A 23,479-nucleotide genomic window follows, 5' to 3' on the forward strand; every position below is an offset into this window, starting at 1 on the left:
GTCAGCTTTCTTCGTCCTCGATCCAGCCCATGGTCCGTTCGACGGCCTTGAGCCAGCTCTTGTACTCGCGGGCACGGGTGTCCGTGTCCATGCGGGGTGTCCACTCGGCGGCCCGGCGCCAGTTGGCGCGCAGCGCGTCGGTGTCCGGCCAGAAGCCGACGGCGAGACCGGCGGCGTAGGCGGCGCCGAGGCAGGTGGTCTCGGCGACCATGGGGCGCACCACGGGCGCGTCCAGGAAGTCGGCGAGCGTCTGCATCAGCAGGTTGTTGGACGTCATGCCGCCGTCGACCTTGAGCGCGGTCAGCTCGACGCCGGAGTCCTTCGTCATGGCGTCGCTGATCTCACGGGTCTGCCAGGCGGTGGCCTCCAGGACGGCACGGGCGATGTGCGCCTTGGTGACGTAACGGGTGAGACCGGCGATGACGCCACGGGCGTCGGGACGCCAGTAGGGGGCGAAAAGGCCGGAGAAGGCGGGCACGAAGTACGCGCCGCCGTTGTCCTCGACCGAGGAGGCCAGCGTCTCGATCTCGGCGGCCGACTTGATCAGGCCCATCTGGTCGCGCATCCACTGCACCAGCGAACCGGTGACCGCGATGGAGCCCTCCAGCGCGTACACCGGGGGCTTGTCGCCGATCTGGTAACCGACGGTGGTGAGCAGCCCGTTGTACGAGTTCACCGGGGTGGAGCCGGTGTTCATCAGCATGAAGGTGCCGGTGCCGTACGTGGACTTGGCCTCGCCCTCGGCGAAACAGGTCTGGCCGAACAGCGCCGCCTGCTGGTCGCCGAGCGCGGAAGCGACCGGGACGCCGTCCAGGATGCCGCCCTTGGCGTTGCCGTAGACCTCGGCGGAGGAGCGGATCTCGGGGAGCACCGCGGCCGGGATGCCGATGGAGGCGAGGATCTTCTCGTCCCAGGCCATCGTGTGCAGGTTCATCAGGAGGGTGCGGGAGGCGTTGGTGACGTCGGTGACGTGGACGCCGCCGTCGGTGCCGCCGGTCAGGTTCCAGATGACCCAGGAGTCCATGGTGCCGAAGAGGATGTCGCCCGCCTCGGCGCGCTCGCGCAGCCCCTCGACGTTGTCGAGCAGCCAGCGGACCTTGGGGCCCGCGAAGTACGAGGCGAGCGGCAGCCCGGTCTCGCGGCGGAACCGGTCCTGGCCCACGTTCCGGCCGAGCTCCTTGCAGAGCGCGTCGGTGCGGGTGTCCTGCCAGACCAGGGCGTTGTGCACCGGCTCACCGGTGTTCTTGTCCCAGAGCAGCGTGGTCTCGCGCTGGTTGGTGATGCCGATCGCCTTGACGTCGGCGGAGGTGATGCCGGCCTTGACGATGGCCCCGGCGACGACCTCCTGGACGTTCTCCCAGATCTCGGTCGCGTCGTGCTCGACCCAGCCCGGCTTCGGGAAGATCTGCTCGTGCTCCTTCTGGTCGACGGAGACGATCCGGCCGTCCTTGTCGAAGACGATGCAGCGGCTGGAGGTGGTGCCCTGGTCGATGGCCGCGATGAACGGCCCGGTGCCATGGGTGCCGGTGGTGTGTGCGTCGGTCACGGTGTGCTCCCGGAAGTCTGTGAGGTGGTGGAGGGGCGGCTAGGCGAAGGCGAGGTTGTAGAGCCCGCCGGCGAGTGCGCCGCCGACGAGCGGACCCACGATGGGTACCCACGCGTAGCCCCAGTCCGAACCACCCTTGTTCGGCAGCGGCAGCAGGGCGTGCACGATGCGCGGACCGAGGTCGCGGACCGGGTTGATGGCGTAGCCGGTCGGGCCGCCGAGCGAGAGGCCGATGCCGACGACGACCAGGGCGGTGATCAGCGCGCCGAGCACGCCGAGGCCGTTGCCCTCGTTGTTGAGGCCCTGGGTCAGGATCGCCAGGACCAGCACGACGGTGGCGATGATCTCGGTGATCACGTTCTGCACGCCGTTGCGGATCTCCGGGCCGGTGGAGAAGATCCCGAGCACCGGGCCCGCCTTCGGGGCGGCGGTCTGGTCGACCATCCCCTCGTCGGTGGACTTGGTGCCGACGATCTCCGGGTCCGTCAGGTGGGCGTGGAACTGGCCGTAGTAGACCGCCCAGACCAGCAGGGCGCCGATCATCGCGCCGAGCAGCTGCGAACCGAGGTAGAGGGGGACCTTGCCCCACTCGGTACCGCCCTGGATGGCCAGGCCGACCGTGACCGCGGGGTTGAGGTGGGCGCCCGATACGCCGCCGGCGAGATAGGCGCCGGTCAGCACGGCGAAGCCCCACCCGAAGGTGATGGCCAGCCAGCCCGCGTTCCGGGCCTTCGAGCTCTTCAGCGTGACGGCGGCACAGACACCGCCGCCGAGCAGGATGAGTACGGCGGTACCTATGGTCTCGCCGATGAAAATGTCGGAGCTGGACACCCGCGACTCCTTCGTCCTTCGTCCAGGGGAGAGCGGATCACCGGTCCCGCCGGTGTTCCGCGCCCCAGATGGGTATCCACGAAGCGTGGGCAGCCCATCTGTAAGGGCTTGACCGGCCCTTGGCACTGTCACACCCTAACGCGTATTGCCGTTAGGCGTTCGACAATGCCGACCGTTGAACGGCAGTGTTTCCCCGAAGTGAAGGAAGCGTCAAGGGTTCTGTGGTCCACGACTCGGTGCGCGACGGGATCGTTACCGGCCGGTGTCGGGTGCGGGCGTAACAGATGCGCCCGGCGCTCGGCGCCGGGCGGAGGGTGCGGGCGGTTCGCGCCTCAGAAGCGGCCGGCGCCCAGATCCCGTGAGACCGCGCGGGCGCAGTCCCGTACGGCCGCGATCAGCTCGGGGCGCAGTGTGCCGCCCGGGGCCACACGCTCCACCGCGCCGGTCACCGCGACCGCGCCCACCGGCATCCTGCGCCGGTCGTGCACGGGGGCGGCCACGGCGGCGACGCCCTCCCAGGTCTCCTCGGCATCGGCCGCCCAGCCCTGGGCCCGGATCAGGTCGAGCATCGACTCGAACGCGTCGGCCTCGGTGACGGTGCGCCCGGTGAAGGAGCGGCGCTCCGCCTCCATGACCTCGCTGTGGGCCACCGGGTCGTACGCGGACAGCACCTTGCCCAGCGCCGTGGAGTGCAGCGGCTGCATCGCCCCGACCTCCAGCACCTGGCGGCTGTCGTCGGGCCGGAAGACGTGGTGGACGATGAGCACGCCGTGCTGGTGCAGCACCCCGAGGTGGACGCTCTCGCCGCTGGAGCGGGCCAGGTCGTCCGTCCAGACCAGGGCGCGGGCCCGCAGCTCGTGGACGTCCAGGTAGCTGTTGCCGAGCCGCAGCAGCTCCGCGCCCAGCTGATAGCGGCCCGACGCCGCGTCCTGCTCGACGAAGCCCTCCAGCTGAAGGGTGCGCAGGATGCCGTGCGCGGTGCCCTTGGCCAGCCCCAGCGAGGAGGCGATGTCGGAGAGCCCGAGCCGGCGCTCGCCGCCCGCCAGCAGACGCAGCATCGCGGCCGCCCGCTCCAGCGACTGGATGTTCTTGGCCATCGCGCCGTACTCCTCCACCTCGGTTCGACAATGCTGAACACTATCGGTCGATGCCGACCTGCGCCGGACTCCGGGGGAAAGTCTCCGCCACCCGGCCGCACGTGTCGCACCCGGCACAGCATGCAGGCCGTACGCGGTCCGTCCCGTGGACGCCCCTACGGACCCGGGCCCTGTCGGGCTAGGCTGGCGAGGTGCGCCTTCCCCAAGAAGGACGCAAAGCCGACAGCCGTCGCATCCCTGGGAGATCATCCATGGCCTCGTTGCCGACATCCGCCGCCGACAGCCGGACCCGCGCAGAAGCACTCCGAGAGGCACTCGCCACCCGTGTGGTGGTGGCCGACGGGGCGATGGGCACCATGCTCCAGGCACAGGACCCCACGCTGGAGGACTTCGAGAATCTCGAAGGCTGCAACGAGATCCTCAACATCACCCGGCCCGACATCGTGCGCTCGGTCCACGAGGAGTACTTCGCGGTCGGCGTCGACTGCGTCGAGACCAACACCTTCGGCGCGAACCACTCCGCCGCCAACGAGTACGAGATCGCCGACCGGATCTTCGAGCTCTCCGAGTCCGGCGCCCGGATCGCCCGCGAGGTCGCCGACGAGTTCGGCGCCAAGGACGGCCGCCAGCGCTGGGTCCTCGGCTCGATCGGCCCCGGCACCAAGCTGCCCTCGCTCGGCCACACCACGTACGACATCCTGCGCGACGGCTACCAGCAGAACGCCGAGGGCCTCCTCGCGGGCGGCTCCGACGCGCTGATCGTCGAGACCACCCAGGACCTCCTGCAGACCAAGGCCAGCATCATCGGCGCCCGCCGCGCGATGGACGCCCTCGGCCTTCAGGTGCCGCTGATCTGCTCCCTCGCCTTCGAGACCACCGGCGTCATGCTCCTCGGCTCCGAGATCGGCGCGGCCCTGACCGCCCTGGAGCCGCTGGGCATCGACCTGATCGGGCTGAACTGCTCGACCGGCCCGGACGAGATGAGCGAGCACCTGCGCTACCTCGCCCGCCACTCCCGTACGCCCCTGATGTGCATGCCCAACGCCGGCCTGCCCGTCCTCACCAAGGACGGCGCGCACTTCCCGCTCGGCCCCGACGGTCTCGCCGACTCCCAGGAGCACTTCGTCCGGGACTACGGCCTCTCCCTCATCGGCGGCTGCTGCGGTACGACCCCGGCGCACCTGAAGGCCGTCGTCGACCGCGCCCGCGAGCTGACGCCGACCGAGCGCGACCCGCGCCCCGAGCCCGGCGCCGCCTCCCTCTACCAGCACATCCCCTTCCGCCAGGACACCGCCTACCTGGCCATCGGGGAGCGCACCAACGCCAACGGCTCCAAGAAGTTCCGCGAGGCCATGCTGGAGGCCCGCTGGGACGACTGCGTGGAGATGGCCCGCGACCAGATCCGCGAGGGCGCGCACATGCTCGACCTCTGCGTCGACTACGTGGGCCGCGACGGCGTCGCCGACATGACCGAGCTGGCCGGCCGCTTCGCCACCGCCTCCACCCTGCCGATCGTGCTGGACTCCACTGAGCTGGACGTCCTGCGGGCCGGTCTGGAGAAGCTCGGCGGTCGGGCCGTGCTGAACTCGGTCAACTACGAGGACGGCGACGGCCCCGAGTCCCGCTTCGCGCAGGTCAGCGCCCTGGCCGCCGAGCACGGCGCCGCCCTGATCGCCCTGACGATCGACGAGGAGGGCCAGGCCCGCACGGTCGAGAACAAGGTCGCCATCGCCGAGCGGCTCATCGAGGACCTCACCACCAACTGGGGCATCCGCGAGTCCGACATCCTCATCGACACCCTGACCTTCACCATCTGCACCGGCCAGGAGGAGTCCCGCGGCGACGGCATCGCCACCATCGGGGCCATCCGCGAGCTGAAGAAGCGCCACCCCGACGTCCAGACCACGCTGGGCCTCTCCAACATCTCCTTCGGCCTCAACCCGGCCGCCCGCGTCGTGCTGAACTCCGTCTTCCTCGACGAGTGCGTCAAGGCGGGTCTCGACTCCGCGATCGTCCATGCCTCGAAGATCCTGCCCATCGCCCGGCTGGAGGAGGAGCAGGTCAAGGTCGCCCTCGACCTGATCTACGATCGCCGCGCCGAGGGCTACGACCCCCTCCAGAAGCTCATGGAGCTGTTCGAGGGCGTCAACATGAAGTCGATGAAGGCGGGCAAGGCCGAGGAGCTGATGGCCCTCCCGCTGGACGAGCGGCTCCAGCGCCGCATCATCGACGGCGAGAAGAACGGCCTGGAGGCCGACCTCGACGAGGCCCTCCAGGACACACCCGCCCTCGACATCGTCAACAACACGCTGCTGGAAGGCATGAAGGTCGTCGGCGAGCTGTTCGGCTCCGGCCAGATGCAGCTGCCGTTCGTCCTCCAGTCCGCCGAGGTCATGAAGAGCGCGGTGGCCCACCTGGAGCCGCACATGGAGAAGTCCGACGACGAGGGCAAGGGCACCATCGTGCTGGCCACCGTCCGCGGCGACGTCCACGACATCGGCAAGAACCTCGTCGACATCATCCTCTCCAACAACGGCTACAACGTCGTCAACCTCGGCATCAAGCAGCCCGTCTCCGCGATCCTGGAAGCCGCCGAGGAGCACCGTGCCGACGTCATCGGCATGTCCGGTCTCCTCGTGAAGTCGACCGTGATCATGAAGGAGAACCTCCAGGAGCTCAACCAGCGCAAGATGGCCGCCGACTTCCCGGTCATCCTCGGCGGCGCCGCACTGACCAGGGCCTACGTCGAGCAGGACCTGCACGAGATCTACGAGGGCGAGGTCCGCTACGCGCGGGACGCCTTCGAGGGCCTGCGCCTCATGGACGCGCTCATCGGCGTCAAGCGCGGGGTGCCGGGCGCGGCCCTGCCCGAGCTGAAGCAGCGCCGGGTCCCCAAGAAGGATGTCGCGGTGCTGGAGGTCGAGGAGCCCGAGGGCTCGGTGCGCTCGGACGTCTCCATCACCAACCCCATCCCCGAGCCGCCCTTCCGCGGCACCCGGGTCATCAAGGGCATCCCGCTCAAGGACTACGCCTCCTGGCTCGACGAGGGCGCCCTGTTCAAGGGCCAGTGGGGCCTCAAGCAGGCCAGGACCGGCGACGGACCGACGTACGAGGAGCTGGTGGAGACCGAGGGGCGCCCGCACCTGCGCGGCTGGCTCGACCACCTCCAGTCCAACAACCTCCTGGAAGCCGCCGTCGTCTACGGCTACTTCCCCTGCGTCTCCAAGGGCGAGGACCTGATCCTCCTCCACGAGGACGGCTCCGAGCGCACCCGCTTCACCTTCCCGCGCCAGCGCCGCGGTCGCCGCCTCTGCCTCGCGGACTTCTTCCGCCCGGAGGAGTCCGGCGAGACCGATGTCATCGGCCTCCAGATCGTCACCGTCGGCTCCCGGATCGGCGAGGCCACCGCCGAGCTGTTCGCCGCCAACTCCTACCGCGACTACCTGGAGCTGCACGGCCTCTCCGTCCAGCTCGCGGAAGCCCTCGCGGAGTACTGGCACGCCCGGGTCCGCAGCGAGCTGGGCTTCGGCGGGGAGGACCCGGAGGACGTCGAGGACATGTTCGCGCTGAAGTACCGCGGCGCGCGGTTCTCGCTCGGCTACGGGGCGTGCCCGGACCTGGAGGACCGGGCCAAGATCGCCGACCTGCTCCAGCCGGAGCGGATCGGCGTGCACCTCTCCGAGGAGTTCCAGCTCCACCCGGAGCAGTCCACCGACGCCATCGTCATCCACCACCCCGAGGCGAAGTACTTCAACGCCCGGTAGCAGGGGCTTCGCCCCGCGGTGACGCGCCTGCCGCGCACTGCGGGGCGACACGTCGTACACTGGTCGGTCCAGCGCAGGCCGGTCGCCCTCCCACTTCTGGGAATGGCGGCCGGCCTTCTCGTCCCTTACGGAAGGTGTGCCGGATGACCAGTACGGTCCCCGCGTCCTTGACCCGCACGGCCGAAGAGGCCGCCCTGCAGGCGGTCCTTCTCGACATGGACGGAACCCTGGTCGATACCGAGGGTTTCTGGTGGGACGTCGAGAAGGAGGTGTTCGCCGGCCTCGGACACCGCCTGGACGAGGCCTGGCGGGACGTGGTCGTCGGCGGCCCGATGTCCCGCAGCGCCGGCTACCTGATCGACGTCACCGGCGCCGACATCCGGCTGGACGAGCTGACCGTGCTGCTCAACGACGGATTCGAGAGCCGCATCAGCCGGGGCGTGCCGCTGATGCCGGGAGCCGAGCGGCTGCTCGCCGAGCTGGCCGTGTACGAGGTGCCCACCGCACTCGTCTCGGCCTCCCACCGCCGGATCATCGACCGGGTGCTGGAATCCGTGGGCCGTCACCACTTCGCGCTCACGGTCGCCGGGGACGAGGTCACCCGGACCAAGCCTCACCCCGAGCCCTACCTCACCGCCGCCGCGGGCTTCGGTGCCGACCCCTGGCGCTGCGCGGTCATCGAGGACACCGCGACCGGTGTGGCCGCCGCCGAGGCCGCCGGCTGCCGGGTCGTCGCCGTGCCGTCCGTCGCCCCCATCGCCCCGGCCGCGGGGCGTGTGGTCGTCGGCTCCCTCGAAGAGGTCGACCTCGCCTTCCTGCGCGGTCTGATCACCGGATCGAGCACGCGTTTGTGAACGAACGGTGGATTTCCTGGTCTCCTCCGTGTGCTTTCCGGCAGTGTTCCGTGGATATGGATCATTCGAAGGGTGATCCTGTGAAGAGGTCGGGCAGGTGACCTTGCTCACTCCCGGGTCCCCGGCGCCCCGCCGAAACGGGTGAGCTGTCCGTAATGATGATCGTATGTCCGCCTCGCCGGCGACCGGGGGAGCGCTGACCGTTCGTCGGGCGGTCGGGGGGCTCACCCACGGCTACTAACTTGGATTCCTCACCTGCCGGGATGAGGGAGAACGTCCAGATGAACCGCAAGACCCTGGTGCTGCCGGCCGTCGTCGGCCTGCTCGCCCCCGTGCTCGCCGCCTGCGGCAGCACGGACAGCGGCGCCGGTGGCAAGGGTGCCATCGTCGTCGGCACCACGGACCAGCTCGTGGCCTCCAAGGAGAACCCCGCGCCGCTCGACCCGGCCATCGGCTACGAAGCGGGCGTCTGGAACGTCCTGCGGCAGACCGTGCAGACCCTGACCACGGTGCCCAACGGTGGCGGCGAGCCGGTGCCCGAGGCCGCCCGCAGCTGCACCTTCACCGACACCGCGAACGAGAGCTACCGCTGCACCCTGCGGGCGGGCCTCACCTTCGCCGACGGGACGCCCGTCACCGCCGAGGACGTGAAGCACTCCATCCAGCGCGTCATCGACATCGACTCGGACAGCGGCCCGGTCGGCCTCCTCGCCAACATCGACATGATCGAGACCAAGGGCGAGGACCAGGTGATCTTCCACCTGAACACGCCCGACGCGACCTTCCCGTACAAGCTCGCCACCCCGGCCGCCGGCATCGTCCCGAAGGCCCAGTACCCGGCAAACGAGGCGCGCACCGGCTTCCAGGTCGACGGCTCCGGCCCGTACACCATGAAGCCGGAGGTCGAGGACGGCCGGGTCGTCAAGATCGCCTTCGAGAAGAACCCCTCGTACAAGGGTGAGCTGAAGGTGCTCAACGACAAGGTCGACATGAACCTCTTCCCCGACGCCGAGGCCATGGGCAAGGCGCTCGACGAGGAGAAGATCCACCTGATGACCCGGGCGATGTCGCCCGAGCAGGCCCACGACATGCTCGTGGAGCCGAAGGAGGGCATCGACCTCACCGAGCTGCCCGGACTGGCCATCAGCTACCTCGGGTTCAACACCAAGGACCCCGTGGTCGACAAGCCCGTCCGGCAGGCCATGGCGCAGATCATCGACCGGGGCCAGATCGCGGGCAAGGTGTACGGCACCACTGCCGAACCCCTCTACTCGCTGATCCCGTCCAGCATCGCCGGGCACACCAACGCCTTCTTCAACAAGTACGGCGAGCCCAGCACCGCCAAGGCCGCGGCGATCCTCCGCGACGCCGGGGTCAAGACGCCGGTGAAGTTCACCCTGCACTACACCAACGACCACTACGGCCCGGCCACCGCCGCCGAGTTCAAGGCCATCCAGCAGCAGCTGAACGGCTCGGGCCTCTTCGACGTCTCCGTCCAGGGCGAGGAGTGGTCGAAGTACCGCCCCGAGCAGAAGCGCGGCGACTACGCGGCCTACGGCATGGGCTGGTTCCCCGACTTCCCGGACCCGGACAACTACACCGCGCCCTTCCTGGACGCCAACAACTTCCTCAACTCGCCCTACCGGTCGCCCGAGGCGGAGAAGGTCCTCATCCCGCAGTCCCGCCGCGAGGCCGACCGCACCGCGGCCGCCGCCACCTACGAGAAGCTCCAGGACATCGTCGCGACCGACGTGCCGGTGCTCCCGATCTGGCAGGGCAAGCAGTACGTGGCCTCCCGCGACGGGATCGCCGGGGTGGAGCGCTCCGTCAGCGCCACCTCCGAGCTCCAGCTCTGGGAGCTCAACCGGCCCAGCGCCTGAGCCCAGGGGGCGTCTTGACCGTCGTCTCGCTGACGAACAGCTCCGCCGCGATCTCCGCGTTGGACAGCCCCCGCGCCACCAGCTTCAGCACCTCGACCTCACGGTCCGTCAGCGTGTGCAGGGCGTCCGGCACCGGCTCCTCACCGGACGGCAGATGATCGGCGTACTTGTCGAGCAGCCGGCGCGTGATGCTCGGCGCGAGCATCGCCTCGCCCGCCGCCACCACCCGGATCGCCTGCACCAGCTCGGCCGCGGGGGCGTCCTTCAGCAGGAAGCCGCTCGCCCCCGCACGCAGCGCCTCCACCACGTACTCGTCGAGGTCGAAGGTGGTCAGCACCAGCACCTTCGCCGGGCCGTCCTTCCCGGGGCCGGTGATCTGACGGGTCGCCTCCACCCCGTCCATCCGCGGCATCCGGATGTCCATCAGCACCACATCGGGCTGCAGCGCCCGCACCTGATCGATGGCCTGCAGACCGTCACCGGCCTCGCCGACCACCGCCAGATCGCCTTCCGCCTCCAGGATCATCCGGAAACCGGTGCGCAGCAGAGGCTGGTCGTCGACCAGAAGGACGCGGATCGCCACAGGAACTCCTTAAGGGCCCTCAAGGGCCACGGCTCGGCCGGCCTCGGCCCGGACCGGTCCCATTCTGCCCTGGTCATCCTCACCCGGGCTCGCCGGGCGGACCGACAGCGGATAGACCGGGGGAGTCCCGCCGAACTCCGGACACACCGCCTGGTGGTCGCACCAGCCGCACAGCTTCGTCGGCCGGGGCCGCCAGTCGCCGGTCTCCGTCGCCAGCCTGATCGCGTCCCACAGCGCCAGCAGCTTGCGCTTCACCCGCTCCAGGTCCGCCACCACCGGGTCGTACGTCATGACGTCCCCGCTGCCCAGATAGACCAGCTGGAGGCGGCGCGGCACCACGCCCTTCAACCGCCAGATCACCAGCGCGTAGAACGTCATCTGGAACAGCGGCCCGTCGGAATACTCCGGCCGCGGTGCCTTGCCCGTCTTGTAGTCGACGATCCGGACCTCGCCGCTCGGCGCGATGTCCACCCGGTCGATCACCCCGCGCAGCCGCAGCCCCGACTCCAGCTCCGTCTCGACGAACATCTCGCGCTCGGCCGGCTCAAGGCGCGTCGGGTCCTCCAGCGAGAACCACCGGTCCACCAGCCGCTCCGCCTCGCCCAGCCAACGCGTCAGGCGCTCACCCTCGGCGTCCCCGGCGAACAGACCGCTCAGCTCCGGCTTCGACTCCAGCAGCCGGTCCCACTGGCCGGGGATCAGCGCCCGCGCCCGGGGCGCCGTACGGTCGGCCGCCGGGACGTCGAAGAGGCGCTCCAGCACCGCATGGACCAGCGTGCCGCGGGTAGCCGCCTCGCTGGGCTTCTCCGGCAGCTTGTCGATGACCCGGAAGCGGTAGAGCAGGGGGCACTGCATGAAATCGCTCGCCCGCGACGGCGACAGGGACGAAGGCGGCTGAGGCGGCCGCGGCACGGAGGTCATGTCTCAAGACCCTACGGCCCGCCACTGACACCGAGCGGCATACCATCGACGGCAGACCCTCGCACACTGCATGATCGTGGCACAGACCACACACCGAACCGAAGGGACCCCGTGGACGACAGCGGCGACAGCGGGCGGCCGCAGCCCGGCGCAGGGGGAACGGCCCCCGGCACCGACCCGGACAACGGCAAACCGAAACGCCCCGCGGAGCCGGGCGGCGGCCTGCTCATGGGCCGCCCCTTCGGCGTGCCCGTCTACGTCGCCCCCAGCTGGTTCGTCGTCGCCGCGCTGATCACCTGGGTCTTCGGCGGCCAGCTCGACCGCGTGCTGCCCGAGCTGGGCGGCGCCCGCTATCTCGTCGCCCTGTTCTTCGCCATCGCCTTCTACGCCTCCGTGCTCGTCCACGAACTGGCCCACACGGTCGCCGCCCTGCGCTACAAGCTCCCGGTCCGCCGCATCCAGCTCCAGTTCTTCGGCGGCGTCTCGGAGATCGAGAAGGAGACGGAGACCCCCGGCCGCGAGTTCGTCCTCGCCTTCGTCGGACCGCTCCTCTCCCTGGTCCTCGGCGGCGTCTTCTACGGCGCGATGCAACTCGTCGAGCCCGGCACCGTCCCCGGTGTCCTGCTCGCGGGCCTGATGATCTCCAACCTCATCGTGGCCGCCTTCAACCTGCTGCCCGGGCTGCCCCTGGACGGCGGCCGGATGCTCCGCGCCGTCGTCTGGAAGATCACCGGTAAGCCCATGAGCGGCACCATCGCCGCCGCCTGGGTCGGCCGCGGCCTCGCCGTCACCGTCCTCGTCGGACTGCCGCTGCTCACCCACACCGGAGCCCTCGGCGGTACCGCCCAGGACATCGGCGGCGTCGAGACCGTCATGGACGCGCTGCTCGCCGCGATCCTCGCCGGCATCATCTGGACCGGCGCAGGGAACAGCCTGCGCATGGCCCGCCTCCGCGAGCACCTGCCCGACCTGAGGGCCCGCACCCTGACCCGCCGCGCGGTCCCCGTCGAGTCCGCCACCCCGCTCTCCGAAGCGCTGCGCCGGGCCAACGAGGCCGGCGCCCGCGCCCTGGTCGTCGTCGACGGACAGGGCAACCCCAAGGGCGTCGTCCGCGAGGCCGCCATCGTCGGCGTCCCCGAACACCGCCGCCCCTGGGTCGCCGTCAGCGGCCTCGCCCAGGACCTCACCGACGGCATGAGGGTCCCCGCCGAACTGGCCGGCGAAGCCCTCCTGGACCGGCTCAAGGCCACCCCCGCCACCGAGTACCTGGTCGTCGAGGAGACCGGCGAGATCTACGGCGTCCTCTCCACCGCCGACGTGGAGCGCGCCTTCGTCAAGGCCATGGCCCGCCCCGGCGCCTGAGCCCTCTCCCGGCGGGGGAGCGGCGGTAGGAGGCCCCGGAATCACCGGTAGGCTGGTCACATGTCTGAACCGACCGGTGCCGCCCGCCGACGTGGGCCCTTCAAGGTCGGGGACCAGGTACAGCTCACCGACCCCAAGGGACGCCACTACACCTTCACGCTCGAAGCCGGAAAGAACTTCCACACCCACAAGGGTTCTTTCCAGCACGACGAGCTGATCGGTGCTCCCGAGGGCAGTGTTGTCCGCACCACGGGAAACGTCGCCTACCTCGCGCTGCGCCCCCTGCTCCCCGACTACGTCCTGTCCATGCCCCGCGGCGCCGCCGTGGTCTACCCCAAGGACGCGGGCCAGATCCTGGCCTTCGCGGACATCTTCCCCGGCGCCCGCGTCGTGGAGGCCGGGGTCGGATCCGGATCGCTCTCCACCTTCCTGCTGCGCGCCATCGGTGAGCAGGGCATGCTGCACTCCTACGAGCGCCGCGAGGACTTCGCCGAGATCGCCCAGCAGAACGTCGAGCGCTACTTCGGCTCGCCGCACCCCGCCTGGCAGCTGACCGTCGGAGACCTCCAGGACAATCTCTCCGACACCGACGTCGACCGCGTCGTGCTGGACATGCTCGCCCCCTGGGAGTGCCTGGAGGCCGTCTCCAAGGCCCTGGTGCCCGGCGGCATCCTCTGCGCCTACGTCGCCACCACCACCCAGCTCTCGCGCACCGTCGAGTCCATCCGCGAGATCGGCTGCTTCGCCGAACCGCAGCCCTGGGAGTCGATGATCCGCAACTGGCACGTGGAGGGCCTCGCCGTCCGCCCCGACCACCGGATGATCGGCCACACCGGCTTCCTGGTCACCGCCCGCCGCCTCGCGGACGGCGTCGAGCCGCCGCTGCGCCGCCGCCGCCCCTCCAAGGGCGCCTACGGCGAGGACTACGAGGGTCCGGGCAGCCAGAGCCGCGGAGGCTCCGCCGCCGACCGCGGCTGACCCGCACAACGCACCGGCGCCGCCGCGCCGTTCCCCGACCGACCGGAGAACGGCGCGGCGGCGCCTTTTCGTTGACCCCGCCGTTCCGCCCGGGTGTGAGGTGTGGCACGATGCCGGGCAACCCCACGGGGTGTTCCCACCCCTTCACCGGGCTCCCAGGAACCATCAGGAGACATACCGCGTGCAGACCTCCGCGCTCCCGGACCTCGCCCACACCGCCGCCAAGCCGATGCACTGGCTCGCCACGGCCGCGGCGATGGCGGGAGTCGTCGCGCTGGCCGGGCTGCTCCAGCCCCGTACGGCCACGGCGACCGCCACGGCCTCCGAGCAGCGGACCACCACGCGGCACGGCGCCCCCGTGCCCGCCCCGGACCCGGCCGGAGTCGACTTCCCGCTGGAGTGCGGCGGCGCCGGGACGACCGTCGCGAAACAGGCCCCCGGGGACCTCGACGGCGACGGGCGGCCGGAAACCGTCGCCGTGGTGCACTGCGCCGCCGGATCGGGGACCCCGCCCGGCGGCATCTACGTCCTGACACAGGCGAGCGGGGCCGCACCCCGGGTCGTGGCGACCCTGGTGGACCCCGCTGACAGGAAGACCGTCGGGGACTTCGCCGTACGCGACGGCGTCGTCTCGGCGACCCTCCTCGGCTACTCCTCGCTGGAGGTGCCCCGCTGCTGCCCCGACCAGGAGGAACAGGCCTCCTGGCGGTGGAAGGGGAAGACCTTCGTCCGCAGCTCCGGGGAGCTCGCCCGCAGCGTCTGAGCGCCCGCCCGTACGTCCCGGGGGCTCGCGCCCCCGGGACGGCTACTCGGCGTCCGGTCCGTACACCTCGACACTGTCCTTGACGCGCCGCACGTGGATGCAGTCGCCCGGGCACTCCTTGGCCGAATCGACGACGTCCTGCAGGAGCGGCAGCGGCACCGGAGTGGTCGCCCCCGGGTCCTGCAGCAGCTCGTCGTCGGAGCTCTTCACATACGCCAGGCCGTCGATGTCCAGCTCGAAGACATCGGGGGCGTACTGCACGCAGATGCCGTCCCCCGTACAGAGGTCCTGGTCGATCCAGACCTCCAGGTCCTGCGTGTCACTGTCGCCCGGCGAGTCCTGCTGCACGGTCATGTGTCCTGCCGTTCCTGCGTATCCGAACCAATTGGAGCCAGCCCTGACGGGTGTTGAACGGTTCGACGATACAACCGGCGGCTTTCCGGTGCCGAAGGGTGGGTATTCCCTTGACGTGAGGGAGAGCGCAAGGGTGAAGATCGGACACGCCCCGCAGTCTTTGTGATCTAGGGGTTTCAATCACCACCCACCCAGGTAGGGTCAGGAAGCGTCCAGCTCCCCATGGAGGAGGTGAGGACCGTGGCAGCCCACGACGACGACATCAACCGCGGCATCCGGCCCGCGCGCGGGTCCGAGGACCCAGCCGGCCAGGTTGCCTATCTCGAGCAGGAAATCGCCGTCCTGCGACGTAAGCTCGCCGACTCTCCGCGTCATACGAGGATTCTCGAAGAGCGGATCGTCGAGTTGCAGACGAATCTGGCAGGCGTGTCCGCTCAGAACGAGCGGCTCGCCAACACGCTCCGTGAGGCGCGTGACCAGATCGTGGCCCTCAAGGAAGAGGTCGACCGGCTCGCGCAGCCGCCGGCCGGCTTCGGCGTCTTCCTGCAGGCCAACGAGGACGGCACCTGCGACATCTTCACCGGGGGCCGCAAGCTCCGGGTGAACGTCAGCCCCAGCGTCGAGCTCGAGGACCTGCGGCGTGGCCAGGAGGTCATGCTCAACGAAGCGCTCAACGTGGTCGAGGCCATGGAGTTCGAGCGGGCCGGGGACATCGTCACCCTCAAGGAGATCCTCGAGGACGGCGAGCGCGCCCTGGTGGTCGGGCACACCGACGAGGAGAGGGTGGTGCGGCTCGCCGAGCCACTGCTGGACATCACCATCCGCGCCGGCGACGCCCTGCTCCTGGACTCCAGGTCGGGTTACGTCTACGAGGTGGTGCCCAAGAGCGAGGTCGAGGAGCTCGTCCTCGAAGAGGTCCCGGACATCGACTACGACAAGATCGGCGGCCTGGGCGACCAGATCGAGCTGATCCGCGACGCGGTCGAGCTTCCGTATCTGCACCCCGACCTCTTCAAGGAGCACGAGCTGCGCCCGCCGAAGGGCATCCTGCTCTACGGCCCGCCCGGCTGCGGCAAGACGCTCATCGCCAAGGCCGTCGCCAATTCGCTCGCCAAGAAGGTCGCCGAGGTGACCGGGCAGCCCGCGGGGAAGAGCTACTTCCTCAATATCAAGGGCCCCGAGCTGCTCAACAAATACGTCGGCGAGACCGAGCGGCACATCCGCCTGGTCTTCCAGCGGGCGAGGGAGAAGGCGAGCGAGGGCACCCCCGTCATCGTCTTCTTCGACGAGATGGAGTCCCTCTTCCGCACCCGCGGCAGCGGCGTCAGCTCGGACGTGGAGAACACCATCGTCCCGCAGCTGCTCGCCGAGATCGACGGGGTGGAGGGCCTGGAGAACGTCATCGTCATCGGCGCCTCCAACCGCGAGGACATGATCGACCCCGCCATCCTGCGGCCCGGCCGGCTCGATGTGAAGATCAAGATCGAGCGTCCGGACGCCGAGGCGGCGAAGGACATCTTCGCGAAGTACCTGACCCCGTCGCTCCCGCTGCACGCGGACGACCTCTCCGAGCACACCGGCTCGCGCGAGGCCGCCGCCCACGCCATGATCCAGTCGGTCGTGGAGCGGATGTACACGGAGTCCGAGGAGAACCGCTTCCTCGAGGTCACGTACGCCAACGGCGACAAGGAAGTCCTGTACTTCAAGGACTTCAACTCCGGCGCGATGATTCAGAACATCGTCGACCGGGCAAAGAAAATGGCCATCAAGGCATTCCTGGAACAGGGCCAGAAGGGGCTGCGGGTCGCTCATCTCCTGCAGGCCTGCGTGGACGAGTTCAAGGAGAACGAGGACCTGCCGAACACCACCAACCCGGACGACTGGGCCAGGATTTCCGGTAAGAAGGGTGAGCGGATCGTCTTCATCCGCACACTCGTCACCGGAAAGCAGGGCGCGGACACCGGACGCTCCATCGACACGGTGGCCAATACCGGCCAGTACCTGTAATACCCGGACCGGCTGCGGAAGGCCCCAGGGGCCTCCGCAGCCGGTTTCATTCCCACGTTCCGGCCATGCCGGAGCCAAAGTCGTAATTGATCTCCCCACCGGCGCAGAGGCGCTCTAGGCTCTGCGGTACCGCCGAGTCGCACAGTGCGGTGACGGGCACCGCACCGACGCACCGGACACAGCAGCGGTACGTGAGCGTCGCTCCGGGAGGGGCCGACGCCGGGCAAGGAGGGCCGCATGACCGTACGGCGAGTAATGGGCATCGAGACGGAGTACGGGATCTCCGTCCCCGGTCACCCCAACGCCAATGCCATGCTCACCTCGTCCCAGATCGTCAACGCCTACGCGGCGGCGATGCACCGGGCGCGACGTGCCCGCTGGGACTTCGAGGAGGAGAACCCGCTGCGTGACGCGCGAGGCTTCGATCTCGCCCGTGAGACCGCCGACTCCAGCCAGCTCACCGACGAGGACATCGGCCTCGCCAATGTCATCCTCACCAACGGCGCCCGGCTCTACGTCGACCACGCGCACCCCGAATACAGCTCCCCGGAGATCACCAACCCGCGCGACGCGGTGCTCTGGGACAAGGCCGGCGAACGGATCATGGCGGAGGCCGCCGAGCGGGCGGCCGCCATCCCCGGCGCCCAGCCGATCCACCTCTACAAGAACAACACGGACAACAAGGGCGCCTCCTACGGCACGCACGAGAACTACCTCATGCAGCGGGAGACGCCGTTCTCGGACATCGTGCGCCATCTGACGCCGTTCTTCGTCTCGCGCCAGGTCGTCACGGGCGCGGGCCGGGTCGGCATCGGGCAGGACGGCCACGAGCACGGCTTCCAGATCAGCCAGCGCGCCGACTACTTCGAGGTCGAGGTCGGCCTGGAGACCACGCTCAAGCGCCCCATCATCAACACCCGGGACGAGCCCCACTCCGACGCCGAGAAGTACCGCCGGCTCCATGTGATCATCGGCGACGCCAACCTCTCGGAGATCTCCACCTATCTCAAGCTCGGCACCACGTCCCTGGTGCTGTCGATGATCGAGGACGCCTTCATCAACGTCGACCTGGCGGTCGACCAGCCCGTGCGCACCCTGCACCAGGTCTCCCACGACCCGGACCTGCGGCAGCTGATCACGCTCCGCAGCGGCCGGACACTCACTGCGGTCCAGCTCCAGATGGAGTACTTCGAGCTGGCCCGCAAGTACGTCGACGAGCGGTACGGGACGGACGCCGACGAGCAGACCAAGGACATCCTGACCCGCTGGGAGGACACCCTCAACCGGCTGGAGACCGATCCGATGAGCCTGTCGGGCGAGCTGGACTGGATCGCCAAGCGGGAGCTCATGGAGGGCTACCGCCGCCGCGACGCGCTGGACTGGGACGCCCCCCGGCTGCATCTGGTGGACCTCCAGTACGCGGACGTACGGCCCGACAAGGGCCTCTACAACCGTCTGGTGGCCCGCGGGAAGATGAAGCGCCTCCTGAACGAGGACCAGGTCACCAGGGCCCGTACGGCGCCTCCGGAGGACACCAGGGCCTACTTCCGCGGCCGCTGTCTGGAGCAGTACGCCGACGATGTGGCGGCGGCCTCCTGGGACTCGGTGATCTTCGACCTGCCGGACCGCGACTCCCTGCAGCGGGTGCCCACCCTGGAGCCGCTGCGCGGGACCAAGGAGCACGTGAAGGATCTGCTCGACCGCTGCCGTACGGCGGAGGAGCTGGTCCGGACGCTGTCGGGCGGCTGAAAGGCCTCCGGGCTGGGAATCAATCACCTGAGGCACGGGCTTGCATCAACTACCGGGCCAAATGTCGGACCCGGTGGGTAGGGTCTGATCAAGAGCTTCGATTGCTTCGAACCGAGCGGGGTGAGCTACATGGCGACCAAGGACACCGGCGGCGGACAGCAGAAGGCGACACGTTCCACCGAGGAGGTCGAGGAGCAGGCGCAGGACGCGCAGGCGTCCGAGGACCTTGCGGAGCGACAGGAGAAGCTGAGCGACGACGTCGACTCGGTGCTGGACGAGATCGACGACGTGCTCGAAGAGAACGCCGAGGACTTCGTCCGCTCCTTCGTTCAAAAGGGTGGAGAGTAGTTCACGAGTGTGAACGCTTGGTAGGAAGCGGGGTGACGGCGTCTGCCGTCACCCCGCCTGCCGACCGGGCCCGGTCGACGGGCCGCCGGATCGGCGCGGATATCCCCCGCCGAACATGTGGATCACTCCCGCGGGGCGGGTAGGGTCCGTGGCACAAGTTGCTTCAACTGCAATTCGGCCATCGGCAAGTTGGGGGATGATCCTGACTTTCTTGCGCAGGGCCATCGCATACCTGGAGGGAAACGCGTGGAAGCCAACACTCGTAGCACCGGGCGTCTACCAGCTGCCTTCCTGACGCCGGGTTCGTCCTCGTTCATGGACTTCCTGTCCGACCAGTCGCCCGAGATGCTCCCGGGCAACCGCAGCCTGCCGCCGCTCCAGGGGGCCATCGAGGCGCCGCACGGGACGACCATCGTCGCCGCGTCCTTCCCCGGTGGCGTGGTCCTGGCCGGCGACCGGCGCGCCACCATGGGCAACATGATCGCGCAGCGCGACATCGAGAAGGTCTTCCCGGCCGACGAGTACTCCGCGGTGGGCATCGCGGGCACCGCAGGACTGGCCGTGGAGATGGTCAAGCTGTTCCAGCTGGAGCTGGAGCACTTCGAGAAGGTCGAGGGCGCCCAGCTCTCCCTGGAGGGCAAGGCCAACCGGCTCTCCACCATGATCCGCTCCAACCTCGCCATGGCCATGCAGGGCCTCGCCGTGGTCCCCCTCTTCGCGGGCTACGACATCGACCGCGACAAGGGCCGCATCTTCTCCTACGACGTCACCGGCGGCCGCTCCGAGGAGACCGGCTACGCCGCCACCGGCTCCGGGTCGATCTTCGCCCGCGGCTCGATGAAGAAGCTCTACCGCGAGGACCTGACGCAGGAGCAGGCCCTCACCCTGGTCGTGCAGGCGCTGTACGACGCGGCGGACGACGACTCGGCCACCGGCGGCCCGGACGTGGCCCGCCGTATCTATCCGATCGTCACCGTCATCACCGACGAAGGCTTCCGGAGGCTGACCGACCAGGAGTCCTCCGAGATCGCGCGCTCCATCCTGGAACGCCGACTCGAGCAGCCCGACGGCCCGCGCGCCGCGCTGCTCTGATCCGGACTCCGAGCCTTTTTCCGATGCACTCGTCACTGACAGGAAGGGACGGATAGCCGGTGTCGACGCCGTTCTATGTCTCACCCCAGCAGGCCATGGCCGACCGGGCGGAATACGCCCGCAAGGGCATCGCCCGTGGTCGCAGCCTCGTTGTGCTGCAGTACGCCGACGGCATTGTGTTCGTCGGCGAGAACCCGTCCCGCGCGCTCCACAAGTTCAGCGAGATCTACGACCGGATCGGCTTCGCCGCCGCCGGCAAGTACAACGAGTACGAGAACCTCCGCATCGGCGGCGTGCGCTACGCCGATCTGCGCGGATACACCTACGACCGGGACGACGTGACGGCCCGTGGGCTGGCCAACGTCTACGCCCAGACGCTCGGCACCATCTTCTCCAGCGCGGCCGAGAAGCCGTACGAGGTGGAACTGGTGGTCGCCGAGGTCGGCAGCGAACCCGAGGGCGACCAGATCTACCGGCTGCCGCACGACGGTTCGATCGTGGACGAGCACGGCTCGGTCGCGGTCGGCGGCAACTCCGAACAGATCAGCAGTTTCCTCGACCAGCGGCACCGCGACGGCATGACGCTGGCCGAGGCGCTCAAGCTGGCCGTCCAGGCCCTCTCGCGGGAGCCGGGCGGCGGCGAGCGGGAGATCCCCGCGGAGCGCCTGGAGGTCGCGGTCCTGGACCGCACCCGCCCCCAGCAGCGCAAGTTCAAGCGGATCGTCGGCCGTCAGCTGGCCCGGCTGCTGGAGACGGAATCCGCCGCCAGCACGCCCACGGACGCCCCCTCCGACGCCGAGGACAGCGACTCCAGCGGTGCGGACACCGGCAGCGCGTCCGGCTCCACGGAGGAGACCGGCAAGTAGCCGAGCGGCGCTCGACGTGCCCCCGGGCCCCGGCCCGGGGGCACCGTCATGCCCGGGCGGCGGGCGGGGGCGCCGTGGAGCCGCGTACGACGAGCTGGACCGGCAGGCCCCCCTGCTCGGCGGGGCGGCCGTCCAGCACGGCGAGCAGCGCCTCCATGCCCCGCTCCCCGACCTGCTCCGCCGGCAGCCGCACGGTGGTCAGCTCCGGCTCCAGCGCGGTGGCCAGCGCCAGGTCGTCGAACCCGGTCACCGAGAGCTCGTCCGGCACCCGCAGCCCGAGCCTGCGTGCCGCCTTGCAGGCCCCGGCGGCCAGGATGTCGTCGTCGCAGACGATCGCGGTGGGCCGCTCCCCGGTGACCGCCAGAGCCCGCTCGGCCGCCTCGCGCCCCGCCCCCACGTCCAGCGGAGCCCGTACGGTACGCACCGTCGCGCCACCCGCCGCGCCCAGAGCGTCATGCAGCGCCTCTGCGCGCACCGCGAACGTCCAGGTGTCCACGGCGGACGCCAGATGCAGGAAACGACGGTGGCCGAGCCCCAGCAGATGGTCCGTCACCTGCCGCATCCCGTCCGCGATGTCGAGGTTCACATGGGCGGCGGGCGCGGTGCCCGAGGGGTCGCTGTCCAGCATCACCAGCGGCAGATCCGCCCCGTGCAGTGCGTCCAGCGCGTCGGCGGCCATCGAGGACGCGATGACCCCGTCGAGCGCGGCCCGGGCCGAGGCGAAGGGGTCCCGGGCCGGGCCAGTGCCGTCCGGCGAGGGGTAGAGCACCACGCCGAAGTCGTGCTCGGCGGCGAGCGCCGCCGCCCCCGCGTACACCCGGGCGAAGAACTCGTTGGTGAGCGCCGGGACCACCAGCAGCGCGGTCCTCGTGCGGCCGAGCCGCAGACTGCGGGCCGCCAGATTGGGCCGGTAGCCGAGCTCCGCCGCGGCCTCCCTCACCCGCTGGGCCGTGACCTCCGACACCCGGCCCGGCCACTTACCGCCGAGCACCAGGGAGACCGTTGCCTGGGAGACGCCCGCCGCACGGGCCACGTCACGACTGGTGGGCCGGGCGGGGACGGGCTGCTGCGCGCTGGTCACTCGTGCCTCCGTGCGGGACGTCTCCGTAACGCCGCGGGGTGGACCCGCGAACTGCGCACATGGTACGTATGAACCTCGACGTTATACGTAACACTTCGGTGGGCGCACGGCCGGCCGAGGCGGAGAGGGGGCGGGTATGGCCGCAGGATATCTGGACATCCTCCGGGCGCGGCATGCCGCCCGGCTGCTGACGGGCACGCTGGTGGGGCGGCTGCCCAACGGCACCGCACACATCGCGATCGTGCTGTTCACCCGGGCGGAGGGCGGTAGCTACACCCTGGCCGGCGCGCTCGCCGCCGCGTACGGCCTGGCCACCGCCGTCGGGCAGCCGCTGCTCGGCCGCGCGGTCGACCTGTACGGGCAGCCGCGGGTCCAGCTCCCGGCCGCAGTGCTCTCCGCGCTCGGGATGGCCCTGCTGGCCCTCACCGGCCTCGGCTCGCTCCCGCTGGCCTACCTCGCCGTCATCGTCGCCGGAGTCGCCACCCCGCCCCTGGAGGGCGGCCTGCGGGCCCTGTGGCCCAGCGTCCTCAAGGGCGAGGGCCAGGTGCACCGGGCCTACGCCATGGACGCCGTGGCGCAGGAGATCATGTTCACCGTCGGACCGCTCCTGGTGACGCTGCTCGTCTCGCTCTGGTCCCCGGCCGCCGCCCTGCTCGTCATCAACGCCATCGGCGTCCTCGGCGCCCTCTCGGTCGTCCTGTCCGAGCCCTCGCGCACCTGGCGCTCGGCGCCCCGCGAGGCGCACTGGCTCGGCGCCCTGCGCTCGCCCGGACTCCTCGCGCTCCTCGGCGCGTTCTTCTTCGTCGGCCTCGCGCTGGGCTCCATCACCGTGGCCGGGGTGGCGTACGCCGACGACCACGGGCGGGAGGCGGTGTACGGCTGGCTGATGGCCGCACTCGGCCTCGGCGCGCTGATCGGCGGACTGGCCTACGGGGCACGGCAGTGGGTCGGCGCCCCCGAGAAACGGCTGCGGGCCATCGTCGGACTGCTGGCGCTGGGCTATCTGCCGCTGACACTCACCCCCTCGGTGCCGCTCATGACCGTCTTCGCCGCCCTTGCCGGGGTCTTCCTCGCCCCGGCCATCGCCTGCTCCTTCATCGTGGTCGACCGGCACGCCCCGCGCGGCACGGTGACCGAGGCGTTCTCCTGGCTCGTCACCACGTTCGGCGTAGGCGCCGCGGCCGGCACGGCCGTCGCCGGACCGGCCGTCGAACTCGGCTCGACCGCCTGGAGCTTCGCCGTCGCGGGGGCCGGGGGAGTGGCGGCCCTGGTGGTCCTGCTGGCCACCGGCAAGGTCCTCGCAGCTCCCGTCCGTACGGCCGCCGTCGTGACGGGATCGGAAAATGATCGAAACGGTGCCGTCGAACCCGGTTTCAGCTCGGGCCATAAGGCGTAATGTTCAG

Annotated in this window: 18 protein-coding genes and 2 pseudogenes; 13 read left to right on the forward strand and 7 right to left on the reverse strand. The window is 70.0% G+C overall.

Annotation, left to right across the window (positions count from 1 at the left end; all coding sequences use genetic code 11):
* Window position 1 precedes the first annotated feature (1 nt).
* From glpK to D3105_RS12900, 3 genes are all read right to left on the reverse strand, one after another.
* Window positions 2–1,546, reverse strand: a complete 1,545-nt coding sequence (glpK, locus tag D3105_RS12890; protein WP_118903388.1) for a glycerol kinase GlpK — start codon at window positions 1,544–1,546, stop codon at window positions 2–4.
* 39 nt (window positions 1,547–1,585) lie between these two features.
* Window positions 1,586–2,377, reverse strand: a complete 792-nt coding sequence (locus tag D3105_RS12895; protein ID WP_118903389.1) for an MIP/aquaporin family protein — start codon at window positions 2,375–2,377, stop codon at window positions 1,586–1,588.
* A gap of 332 nt (window positions 2,378–2,709) precedes the next feature.
* The gene (locus tag D3105_RS12900; protein WP_006123393.1) at window positions 2,710–3,474 is read right to left on the reverse strand and encodes an IclR family transcriptional regulator; all 765 of its coding nucleotides are present in this window, start codon (window positions 3,472–3,474) and stop codon (window positions 2,710–2,712) included.
* A gap of 251 nt (window positions 3,475–3,725) precedes the next feature.
* Here D3105_RS12900 and metH point away from each other — a divergent pair, with 251 nt between their 5' ends.
* The 3 genes from metH (at window position 3,726) to D3105_RS12915 (ending at window position 9,972) form a co-directional block, all read left to right on the forward strand.
* Window positions 3,726–7,238 (forward strand): methionine synthase, encoded by a 3,513-nt coding sequence (metH, locus tag D3105_RS12905; RefSeq protein ID WP_118903390.1) that lies wholly within the window; start codon window positions 3,726–3,728, stop codon window positions 7,236–7,238.
* A gap of 143 nt (window positions 7,239–7,381) precedes the next feature.
* Window positions 7,382–8,092 carry an HAD family hydrolase gene (locus D3105_RS12910; RefSeq protein WP_118903391.1) on the forward strand — a complete coding sequence of 237 codons (711 nt, stop codon included), beginning with the start codon at window positions 7,382–7,384 and terminating at the stop codon, window positions 8,090–8,092.
* A 281-nt stretch (window positions 8,093–8,373) separates the two neighbouring features.
* Window positions 8,374–9,972 (forward strand): ABC transporter substrate-binding protein, encoded by a 1,599-nt coding sequence (locus D3105_RS12915; protein WP_118903392.1) that lies wholly within the window; start codon window positions 8,374–8,376, stop codon window positions 9,970–9,972.
* Between the two features lies 1 nt (window position 9,973).
* Here the strand turns inward: D3105_RS12915 and D3105_RS12920 are convergent.
* Both D3105_RS12920 and D3105_RS12925 read right to left on the reverse strand, forming a co-directional pair.
* Window positions 9,974–10,555 (reverse strand): annotated as a pseudogene (locus D3105_RS12920) (response regulator transcription factor); the annotation flags it as partial.
* 9 nt (window positions 10,556–10,564) lie between these two features.
* On the reverse strand, window positions 10,565–11,410 hold the full coding sequence (locus D3105_RS12925) for a RecB family exonuclease (RefSeq protein WP_240646887.1): 846 nt from the start codon (window positions 11,408–11,410) through the stop codon (window positions 10,565–10,567).
* Between the two features lie 177 nt (window positions 11,411–11,587).
* On the opposite strand from D3105_RS12925, the gene D3105_RS12930 reads away from it, so the two are divergent.
* The 3 genes from D3105_RS12930 to D3105_RS12940 all read left to right on the forward strand — a co-directional run bounded on the left by D3105_RS12930 (window position 11,588) and on the right by D3105_RS12940 (window position 14,579).
* Window positions 11,588–12,838: a site-2 protease family protein gene (locus tag D3105_RS12930; protein WP_118903394.1), complete on the forward strand. Its 1,251-nt coding sequence runs from the start codon at window positions 11,588–11,590 to the stop codon at window positions 12,836–12,838.
* Window positions 12,839–12,898: 60 nt separating this feature from the next.
* Window positions 12,899–13,816, forward strand: coding sequence for a tRNA (adenine-N1)-methyltransferase (locus D3105_RS12935; protein WP_006123386.1), 918 nt, complete (start codon window positions 12,899–12,901; stop codon window positions 13,814–13,816).
* A gap of 181 nt (window positions 13,817–13,997) precedes the next feature.
* Window positions 13,998–14,579 (forward strand): hypothetical protein, encoded by a 582-nt coding sequence (locus tag D3105_RS12940; protein ID WP_118903395.1) that lies wholly within the window; start codon window positions 13,998–14,000, stop codon window positions 14,577–14,579.
* Between the two features lie 42 nt (window positions 14,580–14,621).
* On the opposite strand, the gene D3105_RS12945 is transcribed toward D3105_RS12940, so the two are convergent.
* Window positions 14,622–14,933, reverse strand: a complete 312-nt coding sequence (locus D3105_RS12945; RefSeq protein WP_069743886.1) for a ferredoxin — start codon at window positions 14,931–14,933, stop codon at window positions 14,622–14,624.
* 240 nt (window positions 14,934–15,173) lie between these two features.
* Between D3105_RS12945 and arc the strand changes: the two genes are divergently transcribed.
* The 6 genes and pseudogenes from arc to prcA all read left to right on the forward strand — a co-directional run bounded on the left by arc (window position 15,174) and on the right by prcA (window position 20,995).
* Window positions 15,174–16,940 carry a proteasome ATPase gene (gene arc / locus D3105_RS12955; protein WP_030632382.1) on the forward strand — a complete coding sequence of 589 codons (1,767 nt, stop codon included), beginning with the start codon at window positions 15,174–15,176 and terminating at the stop codon, window positions 16,938–16,940.
* Window positions 16,941–17,177: 237 nt separating this feature from the next.
* Window positions 17,178–18,689 carry a depupylase/deamidase Dop gene (dop, locus tag D3105_RS12960; RefSeq protein WP_118903396.1) on the forward strand — a complete coding sequence of 504 codons (1,512 nt, stop codon included), beginning with the start codon at window positions 17,178–17,180 and terminating at the stop codon, window positions 18,687–18,689.
* Between the two features lie 129 nt (window positions 18,690–18,818).
* Window positions 18,819–19,037 (forward strand): ubiquitin-like protein Pup, encoded by a 219-nt coding sequence (locus D3105_RS12965; RefSeq protein ID WP_010057120.1) that lies wholly within the window; start codon window positions 18,819–18,821, stop codon window positions 19,035–19,037.
* Between the two features lie 102 nt (window positions 19,038–19,139).
* Window positions 19,140–19,332: pseudogene (locus tag D3105_RS12970) on the forward strand (endonuclease domain-containing protein); the annotation flags it as partial.
* Complete coding sequence (gene prcB, locus D3105_RS12975) at window positions 19,284–20,129, forward strand: proteasome subunit beta (protein WP_006123377.1); 846 nt, start codon at window positions 19,284–19,286, stop codon at window positions 20,127–20,129. The pseudogene D3105_RS12970 and the gene prcB, both read left to right, overlap by 49 nt.
* 59 nt (window positions 20,130–20,188) lie before the next feature.
* A complete protein-coding gene (gene prcA, locus D3105_RS12980) occupies window positions 20,189–20,995 on the forward strand; it encodes a proteasome subunit alpha (RefSeq protein WP_118903397.1) in 807 nt (268 codons plus the stop codon).
* Window positions 20,996–21,041: 46 nt separating this feature from the next.
* Here prcA and D3105_RS12985 read toward each other — a convergent pair whose 3' ends face one another.
* Window positions 21,042–22,076 carry a LacI family DNA-binding transcriptional regulator gene (locus D3105_RS12985; RefSeq protein ID WP_118903398.1) on the reverse strand — a complete coding sequence of 345 codons (1,035 nt, stop codon included), beginning with the start codon at window positions 22,074–22,076 and terminating at the stop codon, window positions 21,042–21,044.
* Between the two features lie 136 nt (window positions 22,077–22,212).
* On the opposite strand from D3105_RS12985, the gene D3105_RS12990 reads away from it, so the two are divergent.
* On the forward strand, window positions 22,213–23,472 hold the full coding sequence (locus D3105_RS12990; protein ID WP_118903399.1) for an MFS transporter: 1,260 nt from the start codon (window positions 22,213–22,215) through the stop codon (window positions 23,470–23,472).
* The last annotated feature ends 7 nt before the right edge of the window (window positions 23,473–23,479 follow it).

The sequence above is a fragment of the Streptomyces globisporus genome, assembly GCF_003501885.1.
GTDB classification, from domain to species: Bacteria; Actinomycetota; Actinomycetes; order Streptomycetales; family Streptomycetaceae; genus Streptomyces; species Streptomyces globisporus_D.